Source organism: Dehalobacter sp. (assembly GCF_030063005.1).
GTDB classification, from domain to species: Bacteria; Bacillota; Desulfitobacteriia; order Desulfitobacteriales; family Syntrophobotulaceae; genus Dehalobacter; species Dehalobacter restrictus.
The window spans coordinates 54,756-78,533 of sequence record NZ_JAPDHR010000023.1 but is presented as its reverse complement, the minus strand read 5'-3'; the positions used below and the strand labels follow the sequence as shown (position 1 = coordinate 78,533).

Genomic DNA, 23,778 nt, shown 5'->3' with positions numbered 1-23,778 from the left:
TCCATTTGAGTCACTCCCATTCTATCTAAATGTCTACCTTAGACTCTTTTGGTGACACTTAGACTCTTTGGGATATTCTCTCATTCTGCTGATTCTATGACAATCCGCCTACATGGTTTACGCTTACTATCGTATGGCCAGAAGGCTTGAACTTATGGGGAATGAAAAATATGCGATATCGCCGTTGATTTGGGTATTACAAAGACAATGGAATTAATTGGTTGAAATAGAACGTATGTTTGTTTATAATGGTCTCAGAGGAGGGGAGTTCATATGACTGAGATTGAAAGATATTCGGAAAAAACTTTTGAAGCTATCAAGCATTTAACTACAGAAGGTATAGAGTTTTGGTATGCCAGAGAGTTAAAGGCTGTTTTGGAATACCAACAATGGCGAAGGTTTAGTGAAGTTATCGATAAAGCAAAAATTGCATGCCAGAACAGTGGCAATATTTTGTCTGACCATTTTGCCAACGTTGGCAAAATGGTTGATATCGGTTCAGGTGCTGAACGAGAGATAGAAGATATGATGCTTTCCCGTTACGCATGTTATTTAATTGTTCAAAATGGAGACTCTCGAAAAAAAGTGATTGCAATTGGACAAACCTATTTTGCCGTAAAGACACGTCAGCAAGAATTAATCGAAAACTATGAGCAGTTGACCGAAGAACAGAAGCGTTTAGCAATCCGTAATGAGATTATTGCCCATAATAAGTCTTTAGCTGATGCGGCAAAAGGGGCCGGAGTTGTTGAAGCAAAGGATTATGCGATTTTTCAGAATAAAGGCTACCAAGGGTTGTATGGCGGCTTAGGGGTGAAAGAAATCCATGAATGCAAAGGCTTAAAGAAAAGCCAAAAAATACTCGACCATATGGGAAGCACGGAACTGGCAGCAAATCTATTCCGGGCCACTCAAACCGATGAAAAATTGAGAAGAGAGAATGTTAAAGGAAAAGAAAAAGCCAATCAGACTCATTTCCAAGTAGGGAAAAAGGTACGGCAAACGATCAAAGAATTGGGAGGAACCATGCCGGAGGATTTACCGACACCGGGTAAGAGCATTCAGCAAATTGAGAAAGAACATAAGAGTAGGTATAAGGAAATAGAATAAATGCTTTAAGGGAAGATAAAAATATTGATCATATTTATGTTTTGGCAATGACAAAAACCAAGGGGTGAATTCCGTGAAAATTTTTATTGGTGGACCCAGAGCCATTACGGTTATTGATAAAAATATTGATGAAGGGCTTAAAAAAATAATAAAACGGAATGAAACCGTTTTGGTTGGTGATGCCAATGGCATGGATCGAGCAATCCAGCAGTTTTTTTTCCAGCATCAATACAGGGATGTATTTGTCTATGCCAGTCAGGGTAAAGCCAGAAATAACGTAGGAGATTGGCCGATTCAAACAATTGAGGTCTCGGATAAGGTCAAAGGGTTCGACTTTTATGCAGCCAAAGATAAGACAATGGCCGAGAATGCCGATCATGGCTTTATGATATGGAATGGAAAAAGCAAAGGGACGTTAAACAATATTATTAATCTCACGAAGCAGAATAAAAAAGTTTTACTCTATTATACTCCGCACAAAAAATTTTATATGATCTATGAAATGGCAGAGGTTGAAAAATTGGCTGCTGCTTGTGGGGAAGATATACGTCGATTATTCTTAAGTCTGTCATCCCAAAAGAGCAAAGATATCACGGATATAGCCTTGGAGCAAATGTCGCTATATGATGGATAAGTAATCAAAGATCATTGAAAGTCGATGGTTTTATTTAACTTCCTGCTCCAAATTGCGAAAATCATCTGTGTTAAAAAAGTCCGACAGGGAGATGTTCAATCCGTCGCATAACTTTTTGATCGTCACGATACCCGGATTTTGGCTTTCATCATTCAGAATACTTTTTATTGTCGATTGTGGTACCCCGGCTCTATAGCTTAACGCATTTGGTGTTATATCCCGCCCTCTACAAAGATCAACAATTCTATCACCGGAGAAAATAACCGAAGGGATTACTTTGTTGAAAGAAAATGGTTATTTTTGGAATTAAATACTAGGTTGCTGAAACAAGCTAAATTTCATGGGATTAGTTAATCAAAAAGGCTCCCCATCAAGTGATTTATGAAAAACAATTACTGTGGGGAGCTTTCATTCAGCTTCGCTGTCGTGGTCAACGATAAGGTTTTCCATTATCCCAGCAAAAGCCAATAGTTATACCATAGAATTTCGCGAACATAATTTGTGAGGATTTTATGCGAATAGTGCATATAAATCAATTCTCCTCATTACGTGAAGTATAATAGGGTTCGGTGATAAATTTTATATACAAAAGTATGTATTGAAGATCTTATGTTAGTGTTATATCGCAAACATAATATCTTTATATTTTGTATGCTTAGTTAGTGATATGACACGAGAGAGGTGTATTTCTCATGCCGGATTACAAGGAAATGTATTTTCAACTTGCCGCCAAAGTAGCAAATGCTGTTGATATCCTTGTTGAAGCGCAGCAGCAAGGAGAACACGATTATACCGAAGAAGAAACCCCGGTTATTTCGCTCAAAAATTCTAAAAGAGAAAAGAAGGGGGGCGATCAAGCATAATGATGATTCAAGTAACCCTAAAGAATTTATGAGGAGCGGGAAACATGCAAGAAGGTAAAAATAAGCAAATGGACGAAACGATCCGGCTGGTCAGGTGGTTATCCGAACATCCCAAAATCCAAAGCAGGCTATGTGATGGGGAATTTGAATCGACACCCGAAGAATGTATCGAAATGATCGAAATGCTGGAGAAATATTCATTCTACGATATGATCTTCATTCTTTTGATGAAGAACCGGCACGACCCGGTGATCGATGAAGCCCTTACCAAGATGGTTACGGAAAAGATCGCCAATGAATGGGAAAGAATCGGAACGGAGCAAATGTGCCGGGATATTAAAGAACGGATCAGAAAGGAAATAAAGATAAATGAGGTTTCATAATAACAGGACCATACAAAAAAAGCCCCCTAAGGGTCTTTTTTTGTTCATCAGTTGTTAAAAAATCGAAACGGGGGATCATGGTTAAGTTAATTTATAGGAGTTCTTTATTTTTTCTTTTTTCTTAATAGAAACCAGGCTGCAATGGCAGCTACAACACCATAGCCGAGAACAGAAGAACCGGATTCATCTTGATCGCTGACTGTTGAAACAGGCTCTGCTTTTTCGTCAACATTTAAAGTGATACTATTTGTTTTTCCGTTACTTGACTTAGCTGTTATGATCGCGGAACCAGGATTTGCTGCTGTAACGATACCATTTTCACTAACTATAGCAACATTGATATCACTTGATGACCAAGTAATAGATTTATTCTCTGCATCTGAAGGGTAAATAGTAGCACTTAATACAGTTTCGCCTCCAACTTCTAATATAGTGTTATCTATAGAATTGATCATTACAGAGCTAACGTCAACTGGTTCAGGTATTGTTATTTTTTTTGGTGTTTCATATGGGCAGACTCCATTAGGATGTAAGTGGGGGCCGTAACCATGATGATAATGGTAATAACCTAATCCACTAGCATTTTTGTTATCTCTATGTCCGCCGTTTGAATCAGTTCTTCCTGAATGGGCAAAAGTATTAGATGAAAATAACAACAAAATAATTACGATAGGTAATAGGATTCTTCCAATTGTTTTTATTTTTTCTCTTATCAACGCACCATCTCCCTAGTATAGTAAAGAATGAGCCTATTTAAGTGTTGAAAATTGTAAATTTCTATATAAAAAAGTCGAAAACCCTTAACAACATAAGAACCATTATTCTTTCAAGAATAACAGTTCAAATTTTGGATACATTTATGAAGTTGATTCGATTGCTAAAAATTCGGATTTTAGAAAATTACAAATATATTTTAACATAATCTACTAAATATTTGTGAAAAAAAATAATGCCTTGAAATATTTTCATGATTGCATATAAACAATGGAATTAATTGATTGAATTAGAACGTATACCTGAAAGACAACCGTTTAATTTGGACCGGATTCTATGATATATTAAAAATAAGATGGTAATGAAGAAAGCAGGGGCATTATTTTGGAAAAAATACTGATTATTGAGGATAATAAAAAAATCCGGGATGAGCTTTGCATCTTCCTGTCCCAGAACGGCTATGAATGCCATGCGCCTGGAACATTTGAGGACATGATCGGCTTCACGCTTTCTTTAGCGCCGCAGCTTATCCTGATTGATCTCAACCTGCCTGTGTACGACGGCTTCCATATCTGCCGGGAAATCAGGAAGCACAGCGAGGTACCGGTCATCGTGGTCACCAGCCGCGATACGGAAATGGATGAACTGGCCGCCATGAACCTGGGCGCCGATGACTTTATCACCAAACCTTACAATACCCATATCCTACTGGCACGGATCGCGGCGGTCATGAAACGGGTATATCGCGAAACAGCGCAGGACAGGCTGACTTGCGGTGAATTTACGATCAATCTTGCCAAAAGCAGTTTGGAGGTTGCCGGCAGTTCGATTGAACTTACCAAAAACGAAATCAAGATGCTGACCTGTCTCTGTGAAAAAAAAGGCGCGATTGTAAGCAGGGACGAATTGATGCGTTATTTATGGAACAGCGATCTTTTTATCGACGACAACACCCTGACTGTCAATATGGGCAGGCTGCGCCGCAAACTGGAGGACGCCGGCCTTGAAAATGTCATCGAAACCAAACGCGGTCAGGGGTACTTGATCATATGACGATAAGAGACTTTATCAAAGAAAAAAGAGCCTATATCGTCTGTCACCTGTTGGTAGCCGTCATGACCATTCTGATGCTGGCAGCTTTAAATCCGGCCGGAGGAAAGGCTTTCGCCGCCGTCATCGGAACCATTTATGTCGTCGGAGCGTTGATTCCGCTGGCGATGGAGTTTAAGAAAAAATACGCGTTTTATCAGACGCTCGTTAGTTCCTTTGACAGGCTCGACCGCAAGAACCTCATTGCCGAAATGGTCTCGGAACCGGATTTCTATGAAGGCGCTCTGCTCCACGACATTTTAAAAACATCCAACAAGGCCTGTCTTGAAGAAATCAACCAATATAAAAATAAGCATGACGAATACCGTGAATATATCGAAATGTGGGTTCATGAAATCAAAACGCCCATCTCCTCGTCCAAGCTGATTGCGCAAAATAACAGGAGCGAAGCAACGGACAGCATGGCCGAGGAGTTGGACGCGATTGAAAACTATGTGGAACAAGCCTTGTTTTACGCCCGAAGCAGCGCCGTCGAAAAGGATTACCTTATTAAAGAGACCAGTCTGGAAAAGCCGGTTTTAGCGGCAATTAAGAGAAACGCCCAACAGCTGATCGGAACCGGCATGTCCGTTGCGACGGATGACCTGGAGAAGACCGTTTATACGGACACTAAATGGCTGGAATTCATGCTTCATCAAATCATTTTGAATTCCCTGAAATACGCAAACGAACAGGACGCCCATCTAAAATTTACAGCTGCTGAGCGTGATAACCGTTGTATTCTTGCGGTTACCGATAACGGGCTGGGAATTCCCGCAAATGAACTGCCCAGAATTTTTGACAAGGGGTTTACCGGAACAAACGGCAGGCTGAGGGGGAAATCCACAGGCATGGGCCTTTACATCTGCCGCAGACTCTGCGAAAAATTAGGCATAGCCATCAGCGCGGAATCTATCCCCGGCAGCGGTACGACCCTATATCTTGTTTTCCCCAAGAGCTCAATGACCGACATCATCTAACCATGAACTCGTACAATATTCTATAATTCTTTACTCAAATGATTTCATAAAATCTGATTACCCCATATTAGGTCTGTGTGCCACAAGTTCCAGCGTCAAGCGAAGCACGGATTGCGAAGCGCGGCTGTTAGCGCCAAGGATGGCGCTATCTGCCGAAAGCGGAATTGTGGCACACAGACCAACCCCAGATAAAAAGAATGTTAACATGACAAAAATGTAAGGTTACCGTAAGCTTAAGTCATGGCAGATCCTAACAAGACCTTTTAAAATAAACTCGTTGATTGATTGCTTAGCGCTAGCTATCCATTACGCTGACTAATTCTTAGCTATTATCGGGATTTATGAATCGATCTACTCGTAGAAGTGAGCAGGGAGGTAACCATGGGCGAAATTTTAAAGGTCTTGAATGTGGAAAAATATTACGGCAACAAAGGGAGCCTGACCAAGGCCCTTGACAATGTATCCTTCAGTGTCAGCGAAGGGGAATTTACCGGCATTATGGGAGCCAGCGGCAGCGGGAAGACGACGCTCTTAAACTGCATCGCGACCATTGACACCGTAACGGCGGGGAATATCCGTATCCGGAACAAGGATATCACAGCGATGAAAAGCCGGGCGTTGGCCAAATTCAGACGCGAAGAACTTGGGTTTATGTTTCAGGAGTATAACCTGCTGGATACGTTAACCGGGTTTGAAAATATCATTCTGCCGCTGACGATTGCGGGAGAGCAGCACCAAACGGCGATAGCAAAAGTGACTCAGGTCGCCCGCAGACTGGAAATCGAAGAAATCATCAATAAATACCCTTATGAGATGTCGGGCGGGCAGCGCCAGCGTATTGCCGCGGCCCGGGCTATCGTCAACAATCCGGCCCTGATTCTGGCGGACGAACCCACCGGAGCGCTGGATTCCAAATCCGCGCGGATGCTGATGGAATGTCTGGAGAAACTGAACCAAGACCTGCGGGCAACGATCCTGATGGTAACCCATGATGCGTTTACGGCCAGCTATTGTCACCGGATACTCTTTATTAAAGACGGGAAGCTTTTCAATGAATTGAACCGCGGTGCTGATTCCAGAAAAGAATTCTTCCGAAAAATCATTGATGTCGTGACCCTGCTCGGAGGTGACGCAGCCAATGTACTTTAAACTGTCCTTCCGCAATGTCCGCAAGAGCTTCTCGGATTATACCCTGTATTTTCTGACACTCACTTTCGGAGTTTGTGTGTTTTATGTCTTTAACTCCCTTGAAGCACAGAAAGCCATGATGCATATCTCGGATTCTGCTTTGGCGATTATGCAAAGCATCACTAAGATAATGAACGGGGTTTCCATCTTTATCTCGTTTATTCTCGGGTTCCTGATTATTTATGCCAATAACTTTCTGATCCGCAGGCGCAAAAGAGAATTTGGGATCTATATGACCTTAGGAATGGAAAAACACAAAATCGCCAGGATCCTGATCATGGAAACGTTCATCATCGGTCTCGTTTCCCTGGCGGCAGGCCTTTTGGCCGGAATATTCCTTTCACAGGGTTTATCGGTGGTCACGGCGAAGCTTTTTGAGGTGGACATGACCGCCTACACCTTTGTCTTTTCTCTTCAGGCTTTCTGGAAAACCATCGTCTATTTTGGGATTATTTTTGCCATCGTGATCGGCGCCAGCACGTTTGCCGTTTCCAAGTATAAGCTGATTGATCTGATTAATTCCGTAAAACAAAATGAAAAACAGCGGCTTAAAAATCCATGGCTTACGCTTGTTCTCTTTTTGTTAGCGATCATTTTGATCGGGGCAGCTTACCGGAGTGTCCTGATCTACGGTATTATGGTCTTTGACCGCAGGCTTCTTATCGCCTGTATACTCGGGGCGGTCGGCACCGTTTTGTTTTTTGCCTCGCTGTCCGGTTTTCTGCTCAGTATGATTCAAGCCAACAAAAAAGTATACCTCAAAGGGCTGAACATGTTCATCCTGAAGCAGATCAACAGTCGGATCAATACGGCTTTTATCTCCATATCATTAATTTGCTTAATGCTTTTTGCCACCATCGGCATTTTTTCCACCGGCATCGGCATGACCAATGTGCTGAATAAGGGCTACAAAGATGCCGCCCCGTTTGATATCACCATTACCGGGACGGCGGACACGGATCTTTCGGACTATCTGAGCAGCCAGGGATTGAATGTGGAAGCGTATACGCAAAACTCCTGCCAGTACCCGTTTTATGAATATCAGAAACAGAAATTGAACCTGCAAACGGTATTTCAAAGTATCGAGGATCTTTTTCCCGCCCAAGACCTGAAAATGATCCGGGACAAAATATATCCGCTGCCGCTGTACTATATAACGCAAACCGATTACAACAAGATTATGATGCTGCAAAACAAAAAAGGCATCAGCCTTGCAGGCAATCAGGTCGCGCTGTTGACGCAATATGCCTGGTCTGAAGCCGATTACCAGGAGTATCTGGAAAAATATTTGGCGCGCGAACCCCGCTTAAATTTGAACGGGACCGAATATACCGTTTACCCCGAACTTCTGGCCGCAGGTATTAATAATGGAAATGAAAATGGCGATAACAGTATTTTGACGCTTGTCCTTCCGGATAGGCTAAAACAGGACGGCGTTGTTCACCAAAACGTTCTCTGCTTGAACTGTGTTGGCGATTCAATAGCGGCTCAGGATCAATTTATGAGAGCCTTTAATTCAAGGAAAGATGCCCTTCAGGATGCCGCTTCACCATCTGCTCCGTCCGAGCCAAAGATTACCGCCATTTCCAAGAATGAGATACTCGCCCAGGCAGGCGGTTCCAAAGCAATTATTTCCTTTGTGGGAATCTATGTCGGCTTGATCTTTCTGATTACGAGTGCGGCTGTCCTGGCGCTGCAGCAGCTTTCCGAAGCCGCGGATAACCGGCACCGGTATGCGATTCTCAAAAAGATCGGCGCGGATCATAAGCTGTTAAGCCGGACGATTTTCAAACAAATCGCTGTTTATTTTCTGATTCCGCTTACCCTGGCCTGTATCCATTCCATCGTCGGCATTAAGGTTGCCAACGAGGCCGTCCGGCAGGTTGGCAGTATCAACGCGGTCTCGAACATCGTGATTACTGCTGTGGCCATTCTCCTCATCTACGGTGCCTATTTTCTGGCGACCTATTTTGGCAGCAGAAATATTATCTTGAAGAACGGGATTCACGATGAATGATTAAAAATGAAGAATAGAAGAGTTATTTCTCGTTGTACGAGGGCGGCCTTGCGGCCGCCCATTCCTCGAAATGATGCCTTGAAACCAGCCATGCTCTCCGGACAGCTTAGCCGGAGTATTTTATTCTTGTGGGGGATCGAAGAGATCGTCCGTGGTAGTATCTACCACTTTAATATCTCTCTTGCTTGCCAGATCCCCACTGGAAGTGGCAAAAATGTTTTTTGCCATGATGAGGTCCATGACCGTCCCGACTTGGGCAAGCGTAAGGCCTGCCTTTGGCTGGGGAAGGGTAATGGTAAACGCCTTACCACCTACGGTCGTAAATACCATTCTTAAAACTTTCTGGCTCGTTATTGCCATGCTCTGTCACCACCCTGGAATTATTTGCTCCGGCCGGTTTACTCATCGGCCAACTCGAAAATATTCAGGCGGCGGATATCTGCCAATGGATAATCCACCAGGCTTGATAAAGCGACAGCCACATCGTATACGTCCTGATCAGTTGCCGTTGCTTTAACGCCGGTCAGGCTTTTTTGCTTGAGAACCGGGCCGCCGCCGGCAGTAGTCCCTGTCTGATAGCGGGTTGCCAGCACGGAGTCCAATGTGTTTACCACTAATGTCATAAGCTTACCTCTTTTCCTGGTTTTCTGCTTGTCCGAAAAGCATGTCCTTTTTAGTATATGCCCCTTGTTTTCCAGGCGTTCAGGCAAAGAGATTAATCTTTTTCAGGATTTTCCGGAGCTTTCGGAACTGCCATGGTCGTTTTCTCTATGCGCTTTAACTTGTTCATCGCTTTAGACATTAACTGATTGGCATAAGTGATATATAATTTGCAAGCATCCGGGTCTGCTGCGGCCATTTCTTTGATGGCGATAAAAAGATCATCGAGTCCTTTGGCTATCAGCTCAAAGCGGGCATCTGCCTGGCTCATGGAGAGGTTGAGCTTTAAGAGCTTACTTTCGTATTCTATCTCGGCGATGCGTTTAGCTGCCGTATTTTCATTTTCCAGGACGTCAAGCTTCCGCTGCAGCTTCAAAACATTTCCCTGCTCGGCCCATACGGCTTGCAGGTTATCCGTGGCTTCTTTTTTCGCCCGATCGCGCTCATCTGATAATTTGGAGATTTTATCTTTTTGCTCAGCAAAGACTTTCTGCAGGTCTTCGTCTTCTTCCCCGGCAAGCTCCTGGTTCTTCACATATATCGCCTGCTGCAGCTGCCGACTGCTCATGCTGCCTGCATCATTCTCAGCGATAAACGCATCCCGTTCCTCTACCGGGAGCCCAAGAAGGATGAGGGCCTGGGTGTAGGTTAAATTCGCCATCGGCGGCGAATTTGAACTACCGTCATCTTCGGATGAGACGAGCAGTTTAATCCCATATTCATCGAAGACTTGCATCAGTTTTTCTGCAGTTCTTTGAGAATAACTTACCGATTCCTCCAGCCATTTGCCCCACTCCCCATGAGGCAGCAGCGCTTTGGCTTCCTTCAGACGTTTTCCTACTTCGACGGCGCTGGCCAGCAGAATTTTATTGGTTTGTTGTTTGATTATATTGATTTCAGCCGCTATCACAGGCGGTGTACGCTCTGTCAGCAAATCACTCATATTGATACCGTCTTTCCTGTACTTTATTCACATCATATGGGATAAGCCTGAGAATCGTGATAAAAGGTTTGTAACCTTAAAGGCAAAGCGCTTACCCTATGTAAAATTTGAACACTTATGACAGACAAGTCATATAATAATATTGGGTCATATAGGTCATTGGTAGTCGTATCAATCATAAGCAGGAATCCGGCTGTGCAGAATAGCTGGATTCCTGCTTATTTTCGAGTATACGCATTCAACAGCGCCTCGCTGCGGTTCGTGCCCAAAGAAAATATGGAGCGGGAAGGGTACGGAAATTTAATTGGACTTGTGAAGTAGCGTACGTTGGTGGGGATTGACAAATAAGCGCGGATGGAATACATTAAAAGTGGCTGCGTCACAAGAATTTCTTTTGACAAAGCAGGAAACCGTATTGTTACTGACGCTAAATACATCGTATAAGGCGAAAGGCACAGCAATATTTATCATTATTTTTTGATTAATTGCGCCTTTCCAGGCGCATTTTTTGATATGAGGGGGTTAATGTATGGAGTCCAGAGTAGCGATAATCGGAATCATTGTGGAAGATACCGGGTCGACCGAGAAACTCAATGCGATTTTGCATGATTATGGGCAGTATATTATTGGCAGAATGGGCCTGCCGTACCGTGAAAAAAGCATTAGCATCATCAGCATTGCAGTGGATGCCCCGCAGGATGTGATCAGCGCCCTTTCCGGGAAGCTCGGAAAACTGCCGGGGGTTAGTTCCAAAGCGGCATTTTCCAAGGTAACCGTTAAAAAGGAAAATGAGGCCGCCGATGAAACAGCTGATAGATAAACTTCAGGAAACGTGCGTGCTTGCACCGGAAGAATACAGGGTACTGATAGATCAGCATCGAGATGCCGGGCTTGCTGAATATCTGTTTGCCAAGGCCAGAACGGTAAAGATGCAAAACTACGGTCACGATGTCTATCTGCGGGGACTGATCGAGTTCACCAATTATTGCAAAAACGATTGCTACTACTGCGGGATCCGTAAAAGCAACGGGAAGGCGGAGCGCTACCGCTTGTCAAAGAAACAAATACTGGATTGCTGCGCTGCCGGGTATGCGCTTGGTTATCGCACCTTCGTGCTGCAGGGAGGTGAAGACGGGTATTTTACCGATAAAAAAATAATCGAAATCATCCAATCCATTAAGAAAAATCATCCTGACTGCGCGCTGACGCTTTCCATCGGGGAAAAAAGCTATGAAACCTATCAAGCGTTTTATGAAGCGGGTGCCGACCGCTACCTGCTTCGCCATGAAACAGCCGACGCCGAACACTATGGAAGGCTTCATCCGGCTGTCATGTCCCTCAAAAACAGAAAGCAGTGTCTCTATGACTTGAAAGAGATCGGCTATCAGGTCGGATGCGGAGTGATGGTCGGTTCTCCGTTTCAGACCACGGAAGCGCTGGTGGAGGATTTGTTATTGATCAAGGAACTGAATCCGCATATGGTCGGGATCGGCCCCTTTATCCCCCATCACGAAACGCCGTTTGCAGACCAGGAATCTGGAACGCTGGAGCTGACTTTATTTTTGCTTGGCTTGATCCGATTGATGCTGCCGAGCGTTTTACTACCGGCGACGACCGCTCTCGGTACGATCCACCCGCAAGGGAGGGAACTTGGTATTCTGGCCGGTGCCAACGTCGTAATGCCCAACCTGTCTCCGGTGGAGGTACGGAATAAATATTTGCTCTACGATAACAAGATCTGCACGGGGGACGAAGCTGCGGAATGCCGCTCCTGCCTGCAAAAAAGGATGGAAAGCATCGGCTGTCAGCTGCCGGTTTCCCGCGGGGACCATCGATCGATGGTTTAAGTTAATTTCATAATGTTAATAAGAGGATTCCATTACTGAAGGGAAAGAAGTATCTGACCCGATTAAGAAGGGAGTACCCGTATGTACAATGTAGCATCAGCCAAAGCAGAAGAATTTATCTCGCATCAGGAAATTCTGGATACCCTGGCGTATGCGGCAAAGAACAAAAACAATGCCGGCCTGATTGACAGCATTATCGAAAAGGCAAAACTTCGCCAGGGACTTTCGCATCGGGAAGCCGCCGTGCTGCTGGATTGTGAGATTGAGGAAAAAAACCAGGAAATCTATGCCCTCGCCGAGCAGATCAAAAAAGATTTTTACGGGAACCGGATTGTTTTGTTTGCGCCGCTCTACCTGTCCAATTACTGTGTCAACGGCTGCGTTTATTGTCCGTATCACGCGAAGAACAAACACATCCTCCGCAAGAAAATGACCCAGGAGGAAATCCGCCGCGAAGTGACCGCGCTTCAGGACATGGGCCATAAACGGATCGCGATTGAAGCCGGTGAAGATCCGGTCCATAATCCGCTTGAATATATTCTGGAATCCATCGCTACCATTTACAGTGTCAAGCATCAAAACGGCGCGATCCGGCGGGCCAATGTCAATATCGCCGCAACCACGGTTGAAAATTATAAGAAGCTGAAAGAGGCAGGGATCGGCACCTATATCCTATTCCAGGAAACCTACCATAAGGAAAGTTATGAAAAACTGCATCCCACAGGGCCGAAGCATCATTATGCCTATCACACGGAAGCCATGGACAGAGCGATGCTTGGCGGTATCGACGATGTCGGATTGGGCGTATTGTTTGGATTGGAGATGTACCGCTATGAATTTGCAGCATTACTGATGCATGCCGAGCACCTTGAAACTGTATTCGGCGTAGGCCCCCATACCATCAGTGTTCCGAGGATATGCCCTGCGGATGATATTGACCCGTCGGCTTTCAGTCATGGCATCGATGACGGCCTGTTTGCCAAATTGGTAGCCTGCATCCGGATTGCCGTGCCCTACACAGGCATGATTGTCTCAACGCGGGAAAGTAAGGCTTGCCGCGAGCGTGTCCTGCATCTTGGGGTTTCTCAAATCAGCGGCGGTTCCAAGACAAGTGTCGGCGGTTATCACCAACCTGAAGCAGAAAATGAAAATACCGCTCAATTTGACATAAGCGACAGGAGGACCCTGGATGAAATCGTCAGGTGGCTGATGGAATTGGGATACATTCCAAGCTTTTGTACCGCCTGCTATAGGGAAGGACGGACCGGCGACAGGTTTATGAGTCTGTGCAAAAGCGGACAGATCCAGAATTGCTGCCACCCCAATGCGCTGATGACCTTAAAGGAATATCTGGAGGATTATGCTTCATCTGCCACGAAATCAGCAGGGGAGGCTGTCCTTGCCCAAGGAATCCGGGATATCCCCAGTGAAAGAGTGAAAGATATTGTCCGGCAGAATCTCCATCATATCGTCAACGGCCGCCGTGATTTCAGATTGTAAGGAGGTAAAAAGCAATGGGACTGAATGACACCCCCTCCGCCAACCGTGTCCATATTGGGTTCTTCGGAAAAAGAAATGCAGGTAAATCAAGTCTTGTCAATGCCGTCACGGGTCAGGATCTGACCATTGTCTCGGACGTGAAGGGGACGACCACCGATCCCGTATACAAAGCGATGGAGCTGCTTCCGTTAGGCCCCGTCGTGATCATCGATACGCCCGGGATTGATGATACGGGTGCTTTGGGAGAACTGCGTGTCAAAAAAAGCCGGCAGGTATTGAATAAAACCGATATCGCCCTATTGGTGATCGATGCGGCGTATGGAAAGAGCGCTGAAGATGAAGAACTGGTCAGGCTGCTTGGCGAGAAGGGAATCCATTATGTCGTTGTCTACAACAAAGCCGATTTCCTGGGGCAGGTACCGGCCGGAAACGACCGTGAAATCTATGTCAGCGCCAAAACCGGCTGGAACATCCAAACCCTGAAGGAGAAAATAGCCGCTTTGGCTGTCACAGAGGAGCCGAAACTTAAAATAGTGGGCGACCTCATTCATCCTGGGGATTTTGTCGTGCTTGTCACGCCGATTGACAAGGCTGCACCGAAGGGCCGTCTGATCCTGCCGCAGCAGCAAACGATCCGGGACATTCTGGAAGCGGATGCAACGGCGATTGTGGTGAAAGAATTTGAATTCCGGGAAACACTGGAGAATCTGGGCAAAAAGCCGAGGCTTGTGATCACGGACAGCCAGGTTTTCGCCAAGGCAGCCGCGGATACGCCCAAGGATATTTTTTTGACTTCATTTTCAATCCTTTTCGCCAGATATAAGGGCAGCCTGGAGATGGCTGTAAAGGGCGCAAAAGTGCTGGATTCGTTGAAGGACGGCGATACCGTTCTCATTTCGGAGGGGTGTTCCCACCACAGGCAGTGTGATGACATCGGAACCGTAAAGCTGCCCAGATGGATCAAAAACGACACCCAGAAGCAGATCCGCTTTGCGTTTACATCCGGTTCGGAATTCCCTGACGACTTGTCCGCCTACCGTTTAATTATCCACTGCGGCGGATGCATGCTGAACAAAAGAGAAATGAAATACCGCCAGAAATGCGCTGAGGACCAGCAGGTGCCTATGACCAATTACGGTATCCTGATCGCTTATATGCAGGGAATCCTGAAACGAAGTATTGCCATGTTCCCGCAAATCTTAGCGGAGATTGAGGAGTAAACGATGCGTCTGGAAAAAGATAAAACCGGTGAAATGCAGCTTGCGGCGGAAGAACTGTACGGGATAGAAACACCATAAAAAGACCAACCTGCAGCTGATTTATGCGATCGTAACCGTTAAAAAAGCAGCGGTTTGTGCTTTAATGAGCCGTCGGCACACATCCTCGTTTAATCTCCGTTTACATTGATGTGTTACAATGACAAAATGAGAATGATTTGATCCAATGGGCAATATATCAAGGGGAAAAATGAGCGGAATTGGTGATAAATATGAGTAAAATAATGATTGTGGACGACGACCCGAACATCCGTGAGCTTGTACTGGCCCTGCTTCAAAACAACGGCTTTGAAGCCTGCGCAGCGGCAGACGGGCGTGACGCACTGCAAAAAATCCTAAACGATAACCCGGATCTGGCCATCGTCGACATCATGATGCCGAACATGGACGGCTTTGAGCTCTGCCGTCATTTGCGGCGCTATTACGAAAATATGCCGGTCTTGATGCTAACGGCGAAAGGGGAGCTGGCGAGCAAGGTCAAAGGCTTCGGACTTGGCGCTGATGATTATCTGACCAAGCCTTTTGAGGGAGATGAGCTGATCGTTCGGGTTCAGGCGCTGCTGCGGCGTTATAAAATTGAGGCTTCCCAAGTGATTCAGATTGGCAATGTCCTGATCGACAAGAACAGCTACAGCATCACATTAAACGGCGGGCACGAGAATATTCCCATGAAAGAATTTGAACTGCTTTTCAAGTTGGCAAGCTTTCCCGGCAAAACATTTTCCCGCAATCAGCTGATTGAGGATATCTGGGGCGTTGATTTTGAGGGGAACGAACGGACCCTGGACGTCCATGTGAACCGCCTGCGTGACCGTTTCCCGGAGAACCAGTCCGGCTTTAAGATCACGACCGTGCGCGGACTTGGCTACAGGCTGGAGGTGATTGGATGAAACAGCCGAAACGCCCGAAACGCCCGCCGGCAGCAATTGCCTTAATCTCGTTCATCCTTGCTTTTGGCTGCTTTTTTTCTGCAGGGTATGGCCTTGTATCGCTGATTTACCGGTGGACCGGTACGCCGTCGCAATTCTGGGTGTCGCTTATTGCCAGCCTCACGGGGATGATTTTATTTATCGGTGCGGCCTTTATTTTCAGATGGATCACGATCAGGCGTACCCATAGCATCCGGCAGCATCGAGCTATACATGATCAATTGCTGAACGCCATGACCCGGATCGCCCAGGGGGATTTTGATGTTTTTATCGATACACAGGATGCATTTATTTACGATGATATTGCGGAGGGGATCAATAAAATTGCGAAAGAACTTGGTTCGATGGAACAGCTGCGGCAGGACTTCATCTCCAATATCTCCCATGAGATCCAATCGCCACTGACTTCCATCAGTGGATTTGCTGCCTTATTAAAAAACGACACCCTGACAGATGCCCAGCGGAATCACTATCTGGGCATCATTGAAGCTGAAAGCAAACGGCTGTCCGCCTTAAGCGACAACCTCTTGAAACTGTCGGTACTGGAAACCGGCGTCGAGCCTTTATCCTTTAAAGAATACCGGCTCGACAAGCAGCTGGCAGATGTCGCCCTGATGCTGGAACCACAGTGGTGCGCCAAGAATATCGCCATGGAGGCGGATCTGGAAAAAGTAATGATCCAAGGAGATGAAGGACTCCTGTCCCAGGTTTGGGTGAATCTGCTGCACAATGCCGTGAAGTTTACACCGGAGGGCGGTGTGATCCGGGTTGTTTTGCAAGCGGATCAGACAGATGTGTGCTGTCTGATTGCCGATACCGGTATCGGGATCGCTTCGGAGGACCAGATCCATATCTTCGAGCGTTTTTATAAGGTAGACAAGGCCCGCGAGCGCGCGCTTGGCGGTAACGGCCTCGGACTTTCGCTCGCCAAGAAAATCGTGGAACTGCATGGCGGGCATATTACGACGGAAAGCGCGATCGGGAAAGGCACAACGTTTACGATCACGCTGCCACGCCATTTTTCCCACTGATTTTCGGTGAACTTCTATCTAGTAGAACGTATTATCAATAACTACATGACATGCAAAACAGCTCAAAGCTTAAAATTAGTCTGTGGGTCACAAGTACTGCGGCAAGCGGAGTAGGATTGCGTAGCGCGGCTGTTTGCGTCAGGAGGACGCAATCAGCCGAAAAGCAGTATTGTGACACACAGACCTGCCCAAAGCTTAAACAATATTATATATGTTTGATGTTTGAACATTCAGTTTACATTTCGTTTAAATTCCATTTAACCTCCGTTTACTTTACAGCGGTAAACTGTCACCGTAGTAAAAAAACAGGAGGTTATTTTTATGGCTATGATTTATGTAGAAGAACTGGTCAAACAATACGATAAAGCCAAAACGCCCGCAGTGAAAGGTGTGAGCTTTGCGGTGAACGAGGGGGAATTTTTTGCCTTTCTCGGCCCGAACGGCGCCGGGAAGACAACCACCATTTCCATTCTGACCACCACGCTTTCCAAGACTTCCGGCATCGTCACGATCGCGGGCTATGACGTGGAGAAGGAGGCGAGGCAGGTGCGCGAGAAGGTCGGAATTATTTTTCAGCAGCCCAGCCTTGACCTGCAGCTCTCGGCGGAAGAAAATATCCGTTTTCACGCCTGCCTGTACGGGATGTTCAGCTACCGGCCAACGTTTCAACTCATGCCCTCCGCATACAAAGACCGCGTAATGGGACTGGCTGAAATCGTCGGTATTCAGGATGCTTTGTTTAAGCCTGTCAAAAAGATGTCGGGCGGTATGCAGCGCAAGCTGGAAATTATCCGCAGCCTGATGCATACGCCGTCGGTGCTGTTTCTGGATGAACCGACGCAGGGACTGGATGCCGTAAGCCGCAGAAGCTTGTGGGAATACATCAACACTGTCCGCAAGGAACACGGCACCACAGTGTTCCTGACCACGCATTACATCGACGAGGCCGAGAACGTGGACAAAGTATGCATTGTGAATCAGGGACGGGTCGCCAGCTGCTGTTCGCCGGAAGAAATGAAAAAAAGCCTGTTACGCCAGGAACTCGTCCTGGACGCCGACGATCGGGAGGGCTTGACTGGAGAGCTTTCGGAACTGGGTTTGTTCCATAAAAAGGACGCGCATATCATCGTCCCTTATCAGGACAAAACGGCACAGGAAATTATCGCCCGGCTGAATACCAAGCTGACGCTGCTGAAAATCAATGAGCCGACGCTGGAAGACGCTTATGTGGAATATCTGAACAAGACGGGAGGCGCAGCAGCATGAGTGAGATTACCATGAATGAAACTGCCATAAATGAAACTGCCTGGTCAAGAGGAAAAGAAAAGTCCCGATCCAGACGTGAAATCAATGCCGTGCTTACGATCGCCGCGCGGGACATTACCATCGCGCTCCGGTCTCCCGGCTCTCTCATCATGAGCTTGGTGATGCCCCTGATGATGATGGGGATGCTGGGCGGCAGCCTTGCCCAGAATATGGCGGGCGGGCTCGGTTTTGACTACAATAAGTTTATGATGGTCGGGATGCTGGTCAATATGCTCTTTATGGTCACAACTACGGGGATGACGTCGCTGGTCGAAGACCGTACCACGGACTTTACCCAAGAAATACTGGTCTCTCCCGTTTCCCGGTATGCGATCGTGATCGGTAAGATTTTCGGCTCTTCCTTTGGAGCAATCGTCAGTATGGCCGGCACCTTGATCGTTGGGCTGATCATGGGAATTACCCTAAGTCCCGGGCAGCTGCTGCTAATTCTAGCGCTGTCGCCGCTGATGTGCCTTTCGGGGGGCGCGCTGGCCATGATCATTATCGGGCTTGTCAAAAGCAGTAGGACGGCGAATATTGCCGTGATGCTTATCACCATGCCGCAGATGTTCCTTTCCGGCGCGATTATCCCGATCAACCACTCCAGTGGTGTCCTCTATGCCTTAAGCCATGCCATGCCAATGACCTACTGCCTTGACCTGGCACGGGCGGTGGTCTACGCAGGAACGCCGGAATACGGCAGTGTTGTCTTGTTTAATCCGGTGGTGAACTTTATCGCGATTGCAGTGTTGACGGTGGTTTGCCTGATCATTGGTACATTTTTTTTCGCACGCTCGGAGAAAAACAGGTAAGATCAGAGTTCCGCTTTCATACTTGGAATCGGTCAGTCTCTGTTTTTTATATGTAACAAAAATCCCGGACAAGGCATAGGATATGATAGGTTAATGATATTCTTGTTTATAAGCAGAAACCCGGTTCGCTTGGCCGGGCTTCTGCTTTCAGTTCGATCAAGAGACAGGTAAAGCCGTGAAACGTGCTTTCCTGGAAATGGACCGGTATGGTGATTGGCTATTTAATGACATAAGTTGACAAACACATATTTACTGATATACTAGTTAGTTGAGCTTTTCAACTAATTTTGCGTTATAACTAAATAATTTAAAATTATTGAGGTAATGAAAATGGAAGATTGTATATACAAATCAAGCCCATATCGTTCGCCGGGGAGCAGAATTGCGGTTCTCTACCGCATGGACCGGGATTTTTTTGCTAAAAAATTGAAGGAATATTGCTTAGGGACCAGTGAGATGGCGGTTCTTCTTCAGCTGAGCTATTACAGAGAATTGAGCCAGGATCAAATATCTACGAATATTGTTATGGATAAAACAACGTTGTCAAAAATAGTAAAGAAACTTTTGCATAAAGGTCATATCTACATGGTACGGGATACCCAGGACAACAGAGTTCACCTCCTGGGTCTCACCCAAAAAGGGCAGGAGATGATACCGGTTTTAAAGGATGCTACTGCGGAATGGGTGAGTATCATCTCGAAGGGATTCGAACCGGAGGAAATTACCTTGTTCTGTAATATTTTAGACAGAATGATCGTATCTGTCGAAGCATATGAGGCGGATCAGGTGAATAATTAAATGAAATAAGCCGTAAAACTCAAGATGTTTAAAGCAGGAGTGTTGCTAGGCCACAGCCAGGCAACACTCCTGCTTTTATGTTAGATAAGTTAATTCGCAAAGCAAAAAAATCAAACACCAAAATATTGTTGAAAGAGAAACTATTATTTATTTAAATACAATAAAGTTGATTTTATCCTTGTTTAAAGCCATTTTATTAATTGTCTTGACAAATGATTGTTGGTTGATATATTAATATAGTTGAACGTTCAATTAATCTGTATAAACGTTTTTTTGAGAGGAGGTGAGAGTGTGAATGCGTCAGTTACTTATCAGCAGGAATTAAAATTCTTTACAGAGAGCTGTAATTTTTTATCGTTATTGCTGAATGAAAGACCTACAGAAGAACTTATTGTCCATTTACGTGAAAGCAGCAGCCGGATCCAGGAAATCATGCCTTTCCCGGACACTGAAGATAGGATTGATGAAGGGGCCGGGTTGATGCTTAATTATCTCGAAAATACGAAAACACAAACAGCAGGAGAAGTATCTCAGGATTTAGCAGTGGATTGGACCAGGATTTTTAGGGGTGTGGCACCGGGGTATAGTCCGCCACCGCCTTATGAAGCTTTATATAGGGGAGATAACAGTCAGGAGAATCACGTCAAAGTATTTCTTGACATGACCAAAGAATATTCCTCACTGGGCTTGTGTGCCAAAGGTCAATGCTCCCGGCCGGACTACATCGGTGTTCAAATGGCTTATTTGCATTTTTTGTGTTGTGAAGAACTTAAACGGATACAAGAAGGAAATCTCGAAGAAGTCCAAAGATTTAAGGAACGCACGATAAAATTCATTTCAGAACATGTGGGTCAATGGGTTTTATTGTTCAGTCGCGAGGCTAAAGGTTTTGCCCGGACAGATTTTTATCGGGGACTTCTTAATTATTTGCCAACGTTTATACAGGAGCTTAAAGAGTATGAATGCAGCACATATCTGAATTAAGTCAACAAGTTCCAGGAAGGGGAGAATGAATAATGGATCAGAACAAGACGGGCGGTGGAAAGGGCTTAACGCGCAGAAGTTTTTTAAAAGGGTCTGCCGGGGTTATGGCGCTTGTTGCCATGGGAGGCGGATTAGCCTATCAATCCGCTGCCGTTTTTGCCGGTACGGATTCAGCTGAGCAAGCCAATGGCACGGAATATGTGAATGGGTTCTGTGACGGCTGCCTTTATAAAAAATGCCGGACCAGATATAAAATCAAAGACGGAGTCCTTCTAAATGTTGAAGGACACCCCGAAGGGCTTTATAACAAAGGAAATTTGTGTTCCAGGGGACAGGCGCAAGTGATGAACCTTTACAATCCCTGGCGGACAAAAACACCGCTTAAGCGGACAAACCCGAAAAAAGGGCTGGATGTGGATCCGGGTTGGGTGGAAATCACCTGGGAAGAGGCATTAAGCATAACGGCAAGTAAGATTAAGGAAGCAAAAAGTAAGGATCCCCGTTTATTTGCCATGTTTTCAGGTTTTGGCGCTTATCACTCTCTTTATATGAGGCCTTTTGCCACGGCGCTTGGTACGCCGAATATCATTTTTTCTCCGGGTTGCTTTTGCTCGGGACATTCCGGATCAGAGATCCTTCATGGTTCCTTTGTGGAGTGCGCGGACCCCAAATATTGCAAGTTTAAAATTGATATTGGCCGAGGGCAATTAAACAACGGTTCTGCAGACGGAGAAACTCAGGGGGATGTCGACAGTGTGGTCGACCGGGGAACGCGGATCATTAAGGTTGATCCCCGCAACTCCACATTGTTCAGCAGCAGCGAATGGGTTCCCATCCGGCCGCAAACCGAACTCGCATTCGTCTTGTCACTCGAATATGTCATCTTACACGAAATTAAAACGTTTGATGTGGAATTTGTGAAAAACAGGACCAATGCCTCCTATCTTATTGGGAAAGACGGTTTTTATGTACGCCACGCCACGAGCGGCAAACCTTTGGTTTGGGATGCGGCAGCCAATAAACCCAAAGAGTTTGATGACGAGACAATAGGAGACCTGGCGCTGGAAGGAAGTTTTGAGATTAGCGGTGTCCCGGCTCAGACGGCCTTTTCTCTGATCAAAGATAAGATTAAAGACTATACGCCGGAATGGCAGGAGAAAATCACCACCATCCCGGCGGCTAAAATCAGGTACCTGGCCGGCGAGCTGGTTAAAGAAGCGTGTATTGGCAGTACGATTAGCATTGATGGAATTACCCTGCCTTATAGACCTGCCTGCATCAGTATTTACAAAGGGCTTACCAATCATCAGTTTGGACATGTTGCCTATTATACGGCGATGACGATTAATATCCTTCTGGGGGCCTTTGATGTTCCGGGAGGTAGCCTTGGTTTTAATAACTTCAGATATGCCAAGGATGAGGATGGTCAACCGCAGATATATCATCTGGGCGCAGTTGGCAACAAGATTAAGTTCCCCCCTACAACGCTGGATATGTCCAACTTGATTCCGCTGGCCCATGATGTGGGATACCAGTATACCAATACCATCAAGGATCCAAAGAAATACTGGCTGGACTATGCGCCCAAAGTCGGTTTGTTTTATGGTGGCAATCTGTTCTCTAAAGGCGGCAGTATAGAAGAAATATCCCAGGGTCTGGCTTCTCTGGAATTTGCGGCGGCGATTGCCACCGTGTTGGATGAACACGCTCATTTTGCGGATATTATCCTGCCGGAAGCCAACCATTTCGAGACGGTCTTCTGCTATGAACGCATATTTGAAAGGCCCTCCACCCAGCGGGATATGTATGGGCCCATGGGAGCACGCAAAGCACTGGTGAAGCCTCTTTATAACGGGCGACATGGCGATGAGATCCTGATAGACCTGGCGGCAAGAATTGGCACGCTGCCGCCAACCAATGGCATGGCCAAGGGAATGAATGGGATCAAAGGTGATATTCCACCGATGACCAACAAAATCCAGGTTGTTTATGATGCCTGGATCAAAGGAAAATACGGAGCAGAATGGGATTTCAACAAGGTGGCCGAATTAGGGCAGATTGTGCCCCCGTCTTTGGCGGAGCATGAAATATATCAATATTACTATGCGCCGGATAAGAAGATTAAACTGCCGATCTATAATATCTTCCTGCAGAAAACCCGGGTTCAGATGCTGGAAATGCTTGAAAAAGCAGGCGTTGAACATCCGGCTGGCAACAATACCATTCGCGAAGTTTATCAACCGATTCCGCATTGGTTTGAGGGTACGGAGTTTCCGCATGGGAAAGATGGCTTCGATATGAACCTTGTCGGCTGGCGAACCCCTCAGTTTCTTCATGATGTGAATAATAGTACGGGTAATCCGGTTTTGCAGGAGGTTGCGAGTCATAATCCATTCTATGGAAAACTGATTCTCAATACCGAAACGGCAGTAAAAAAGGGTTTGAATGACGGGGATATGGTTTTTGTTGAGAATCAGCATGGGGTTAAGATTGGTCCGGTCCCGGTGAAAACATCTGAAAGCATTCATCCGGACGCTGCAGGTGTAGCCGGAGGTCATCACCGGAAGGCCTTTGGCATGGACCCGGTAAACCATACGACACCGGTATCATGGAACAGGCTGATCCCGATTGCCTGGAATACGATAGACCCCGTGACAGGCGCCATTGAAATCAGTCCTTTAATCCGAATTAGTAAGGCGTAGGGAGGAGGAGCA

24 protein-coding genes are annotated in these 23,778 nt (G+C 46.0%); 19 read left to right on the top strand and 5 right to left on the bottom strand.

The genetic code is table 11. The annotated features are described in order from the left end of the window. Positions 1-273 precede the first annotated feature (273 nt). Both dinD and OKX56_RS08110 read left to right on the top strand, forming a co-directional pair. Positions 274-1,110, top strand: a complete 837-nt coding sequence (gene dinD / locus OKX56_RS08115) for a DNA damage-inducible protein D (protein ID WP_025205249.1) — start codon at positions 274-276, stop codon at positions 1,108-1,110. Between the two features lie 73 nt (positions 1,111-1,183). Continuing rightward, positions 1,184-1,744, top strand: coding sequence for a hypothetical protein (locus tag OKX56_RS08110; RefSeq protein WP_025205250.1), 561 nt, complete (start codon positions 1,184-1,186; stop codon positions 1,742-1,744). 30 nt (positions 1,745-1,774) lie between these two features. Here the strand turns inward: OKX56_RS08110 and OKX56_RS08105 are convergent, their stop codons facing one another. Continuing rightward, entirely contained in the window at positions 1,775-1,987 is a 213-nt protein-coding gene (locus OKX56_RS08105; RefSeq protein WP_336570559.1) for a helix-turn-helix transcriptional regulator, read from the bottom strand. Between the two features lie 449 nt (positions 1,988-2,436). On the opposite strand from OKX56_RS08105, the gene OKX56_RS08100 reads away from it, so the two are divergent. Together OKX56_RS08100 and OKX56_RS08095 are read left to right on the top strand one after the other, a co-directional pair. Then, complete coding sequence (locus OKX56_RS08100) at positions 2,437-2,607, top strand: hypothetical protein (protein WP_167539425.1); 171 nt, start codon at positions 2,437-2,439, stop codon at positions 2,605-2,607. Positions 2,608-2,651: 44 nt separating this feature from the next. Further along, complete coding sequence (locus OKX56_RS08095) at positions 2,652-2,990, top strand: hypothetical protein (protein WP_025205251.1); 339 nt, start codon at positions 2,652-2,654, stop codon at positions 2,988-2,990. Positions 2,991-3,094: 104 nt separating this feature from the next. On the opposite strand, the gene OKX56_RS08090 is transcribed toward OKX56_RS08095, so the two are convergent. Then, a complete protein-coding gene (locus OKX56_RS08090; protein WP_025205252.1) occupies positions 3,095-3,706 on the bottom strand; it encodes an Ig-like domain-containing protein in 612 nt (203 codons plus the stop codon). Positions 3,707-4,088: 382 nt separating this feature from the next. Here OKX56_RS08090 and OKX56_RS08085 point away from each other — a divergent pair, with 382 nt between their 5' ends. From OKX56_RS08085 to OKX56_RS08070, 4 genes are all read left to right on the top strand, one after another. Beyond that, on the top strand, positions 4,089-4,757 hold the full coding sequence (locus tag OKX56_RS08085; protein WP_019226256.1) for a response regulator transcription factor: 669 nt from the start codon (positions 4,089-4,091) through the stop codon (positions 4,755-4,757). Then, a complete protein-coding gene (locus tag OKX56_RS08080; RefSeq protein ID WP_019226255.1) occupies positions 4,754-5,773 on the top strand; it encodes a sensor histidine kinase in 1,020 nt (339 codons plus the stop codon). Before OKX56_RS08085 ends, OKX56_RS08080 begins: the two co-directional genes overlap by 4 nt. A gap of 381 nt (positions 5,774-6,154) precedes the next feature. Continuing rightward, positions 6,155-6,922: an ABC transporter ATP-binding protein gene (locus OKX56_RS08075; protein WP_019226254.1), complete on the top strand. Its 768-nt coding sequence runs from the start codon at positions 6,155-6,157 to the stop codon at positions 6,920-6,922. Continuing rightward, on the top strand, positions 6,912-8,978 hold the full coding sequence (locus tag OKX56_RS08070) for an ABC transporter permease (RefSeq protein WP_019226253.1): 2,067 nt from the start codon (positions 6,912-6,914) through the stop codon (positions 8,976-8,978). The genes OKX56_RS08075 and OKX56_RS08070 overlap by 11 nt, the downstream gene beginning before the upstream one ends. A 120-nt stretch (positions 8,979-9,098) precedes the next feature. Here the strand turns inward: OKX56_RS08070 and OKX56_RS08065 are convergent, their stop codons facing one another. The 3 genes from OKX56_RS08065 to OKX56_RS08055 form a co-directional block, all read right to left on the bottom strand. After that, a complete protein-coding gene (locus tag OKX56_RS08065; RefSeq protein WP_015044481.1) occupies positions 9,099-9,338 on the bottom strand; it encodes a DUF2922 domain-containing protein in 240 nt (79 codons plus the stop codon). 38 nt (positions 9,339-9,376) lie between these two features. Beyond that, positions 9,377-9,601 (bottom strand): DUF1659 domain-containing protein, encoded by a 225-nt coding sequence (locus OKX56_RS08060; RefSeq protein ID WP_019226252.1) that lies wholly within the window; start codon positions 9,599-9,601, stop codon positions 9,377-9,379. Positions 9,602-9,693: 92 nt separating this feature from the next. Continuing rightward, positions 9,694-10,581, bottom strand: a complete 888-nt coding sequence (locus tag OKX56_RS08055) for a DUF3102 domain-containing protein (protein WP_019226251.1) — start codon at positions 10,579-10,581, stop codon at positions 9,694-9,696. Positions 10,582-11,110: 529 nt separating this feature from the next. Between OKX56_RS08055 and OKX56_RS08050 the strand changes: the two genes are divergently transcribed. The 11 genes from OKX56_RS08050 to OKX56_RS08000 all read left to right on the top strand — a co-directional run bounded on the left by OKX56_RS08050 (position 11,111) and on the right by OKX56_RS08000 (position 23,766). Then, positions 11,111-11,401 (top strand): TM1266 family iron-only hydrogenase system putative regulator, encoded by a 291-nt coding sequence (locus tag OKX56_RS08050; protein ID WP_019226250.1) that lies wholly within the window; start codon positions 11,111-11,113, stop codon positions 11,399-11,401. Further along, entirely contained in the window at positions 11,382-12,428 is a 1,047-nt protein-coding gene (hydE, locus tag OKX56_RS08045; protein WP_019226249.1) for a [FeFe] hydrogenase H-cluster radical SAM maturase HydE, read from the top strand. The genes OKX56_RS08050 and hydE overlap by 20 nt, the downstream gene beginning before the upstream one ends. Positions 12,429-12,509: 81 nt before the next feature. Beyond that, entirely contained in the window at positions 12,510-13,928 is a 1,419-nt protein-coding gene (gene hydG / locus OKX56_RS08040) for a [FeFe] hydrogenase H-cluster radical SAM maturase HydG (RefSeq protein ID WP_019226248.1), read from the top strand. 14 nt (positions 13,929-13,942) lie between these two features. Further along, positions 13,943-15,148 (top strand): [FeFe] hydrogenase H-cluster maturation GTPase HydF, encoded by a 1,206-nt coding sequence (gene hydF / locus OKX56_RS08035; RefSeq protein ID WP_019226247.1) that lies wholly within the window; start codon positions 13,943-13,945, stop codon positions 15,146-15,148. Positions 15,149-15,417: 269 nt separating this feature from the next. Then, positions 15,418-16,095: a response regulator transcription factor gene (locus OKX56_RS08030; RefSeq protein WP_019226246.1), complete on the top strand. Its 678-nt coding sequence runs from the start codon at positions 15,418-15,420 to the stop codon at positions 16,093-16,095. Then, positions 16,092-17,165, top strand: a complete 1,074-nt coding sequence (locus OKX56_RS08025) for a sensor histidine kinase (protein ID WP_019226245.1) — start codon at positions 16,092-16,094, stop codon at positions 17,163-17,165. Before OKX56_RS08030 ends, OKX56_RS08025 begins: the two co-directional genes overlap by 4 nt. Before the next feature lie 321 nt (positions 17,166-17,486). Continuing rightward, positions 17,487-18,431, top strand: coding sequence for an ATP-binding cassette domain-containing protein (locus OKX56_RS08020; RefSeq protein ID WP_019226244.1), 945 nt, complete (start codon positions 17,487-17,489; stop codon positions 18,429-18,431). Continuing rightward, entirely contained in the window at positions 18,428-19,282 is an 855-nt protein-coding gene (locus tag OKX56_RS08015; protein ID WP_019226243.1) for an ABC transporter permease, read from the top strand. Before OKX56_RS08020 ends, OKX56_RS08015 begins: the two co-directional genes overlap by 4 nt. A gap of 330 nt (positions 19,283-19,612) precedes the next feature. Continuing rightward, entirely contained in the window at positions 19,613-20,080 is a 468-nt protein-coding gene (locus OKX56_RS08010) for a MarR family winged helix-turn-helix transcriptional regulator (protein WP_019226242.1), read from the top strand. Between the two features lie 291 nt (positions 20,081-20,371). Further along, the gene (locus tag OKX56_RS08005; RefSeq protein ID WP_019226241.1) at positions 20,372-21,064 is read left to right on the top strand and encodes a TorD/DmsD family molecular chaperone; all 693 of its coding nucleotides are present in this window, start codon (positions 20,372-20,374) and stop codon (positions 21,062-21,064) included. A gap of 32 nt (positions 21,065-21,096) precedes the next feature. After that, positions 21,097-23,766: a molybdopterin-dependent oxidoreductase gene (locus OKX56_RS08000; protein WP_019226240.1), complete on the top strand. Its 2,670-nt coding sequence runs from the start codon at positions 21,097-21,099 to the stop codon at positions 23,764-23,766. Positions 23,767-23,778: the final 12 nt, after the last annotated feature.

Coding starts and splice junctions, on each gene's coding strand:
- dinD (WP_025205249.1), top strand. CDS start 274: ATGACTGAGATTGAAAGATATTCGGAAAAAACTTTTGAAGCTATCAAG.
- OKX56_RS08100 (WP_167539425.1), top strand. CDS start 2,437: ATGCCGGATTACAAGGAAATGTATTTTCAACTTGCCGCCAAAGTAGCA.
- OKX56_RS08095 (WP_025205251.1), top strand. CDS start 2,652: ATGCAAGAAGGTAAAAATAAGCAAATGGACGAAACGATCCGGCTGGTC.
- OKX56_RS08080 (WP_019226255.1), top strand. CDS start 4,754: ATGACGATAAGAGACTTTATCAAAGAAAAAAGAGCCTATATCGTCTGT.
- OKX56_RS08075 (WP_019226254.1), top strand. CDS start 6,155: ATGGGCGAAATTTTAAAGGTCTTGAATGTGGAAAAATATTACGGCAAC.
- OKX56_RS08070 (WP_019226253.1), top strand. CDS start 6,912: ATGTACTTTAAACTGTCCTTCCGCAATGTCCGCAAGAGCTTCTCGGAT.
- OKX56_RS08065 (WP_015044481.1), bottom strand. CDS start 9,338: ATGGCAATAACGAGCCAGAAAGTTTTAAGAATGGTATTTACGACCGTA.
- OKX56_RS08060 (WP_019226252.1), bottom strand. CDS start 9,601: ATGACATTAGTGGTAAACACATTGGACTCCGTGCTGGCAACCCGCTAT.
- OKX56_RS08055 (WP_019226251.1), bottom strand. CDS start 10,581: ATGAGTGATTTGCTGACAGAGCGTACACCGCCTGTGATAGCGGCTGAA.
- OKX56_RS08050 (WP_019226250.1), top strand. CDS start 11,111: ATGGAGTCCAGAGTAGCGATAATCGGAATCATTGTGGAAGATACCGGG.
- hydE (WP_019226249.1), top strand. CDS start 11,382: ATGAAACAGCTGATAGATAAACTTCAGGAAACGTGCGTGCTTGCACCG.
- hydG (WP_019226248.1), top strand. CDS start 12,510: ATGTACAATGTAGCATCAGCCAAAGCAGAAGAATTTATCTCGCATCAG.
- hydF (WP_019226247.1), top strand. CDS start 13,943: ATGGGACTGAATGACACCCCCTCCGCCAACCGTGTCCATATTGGGTTC.
- OKX56_RS08030 (WP_019226246.1), top strand. CDS start 15,418: ATGAGTAAAATAATGATTGTGGACGACGACCCGAACATCCGTGAGCTT.
- OKX56_RS08025 (WP_019226245.1), top strand. CDS start 16,092: ATGAAACAGCCGAAACGCCCGAAACGCCCGCCGGCAGCAATTGCCTTA.
- OKX56_RS08020 (WP_019226244.1), top strand. CDS start 17,487: ATGGCTATGATTTATGTAGAAGAACTGGTCAAACAATACGATAAAGCC.
- OKX56_RS08015 (WP_019226243.1), top strand. CDS start 18,428: ATGAGTGAGATTACCATGAATGAAACTGCCATAAATGAAACTGCCTGG.
- OKX56_RS08010 (WP_019226242.1), top strand. CDS start 19,613: ATGGAAGATTGTATATACAAATCAAGCCCATATCGTTCGCCGGGGAGC.
- OKX56_RS08000 (WP_019226240.1), top strand. CDS start 21,097: ATGGATCAGAACAAGACGGGCGGTGGAAAGGGCTTAACGCGCAGAAGT.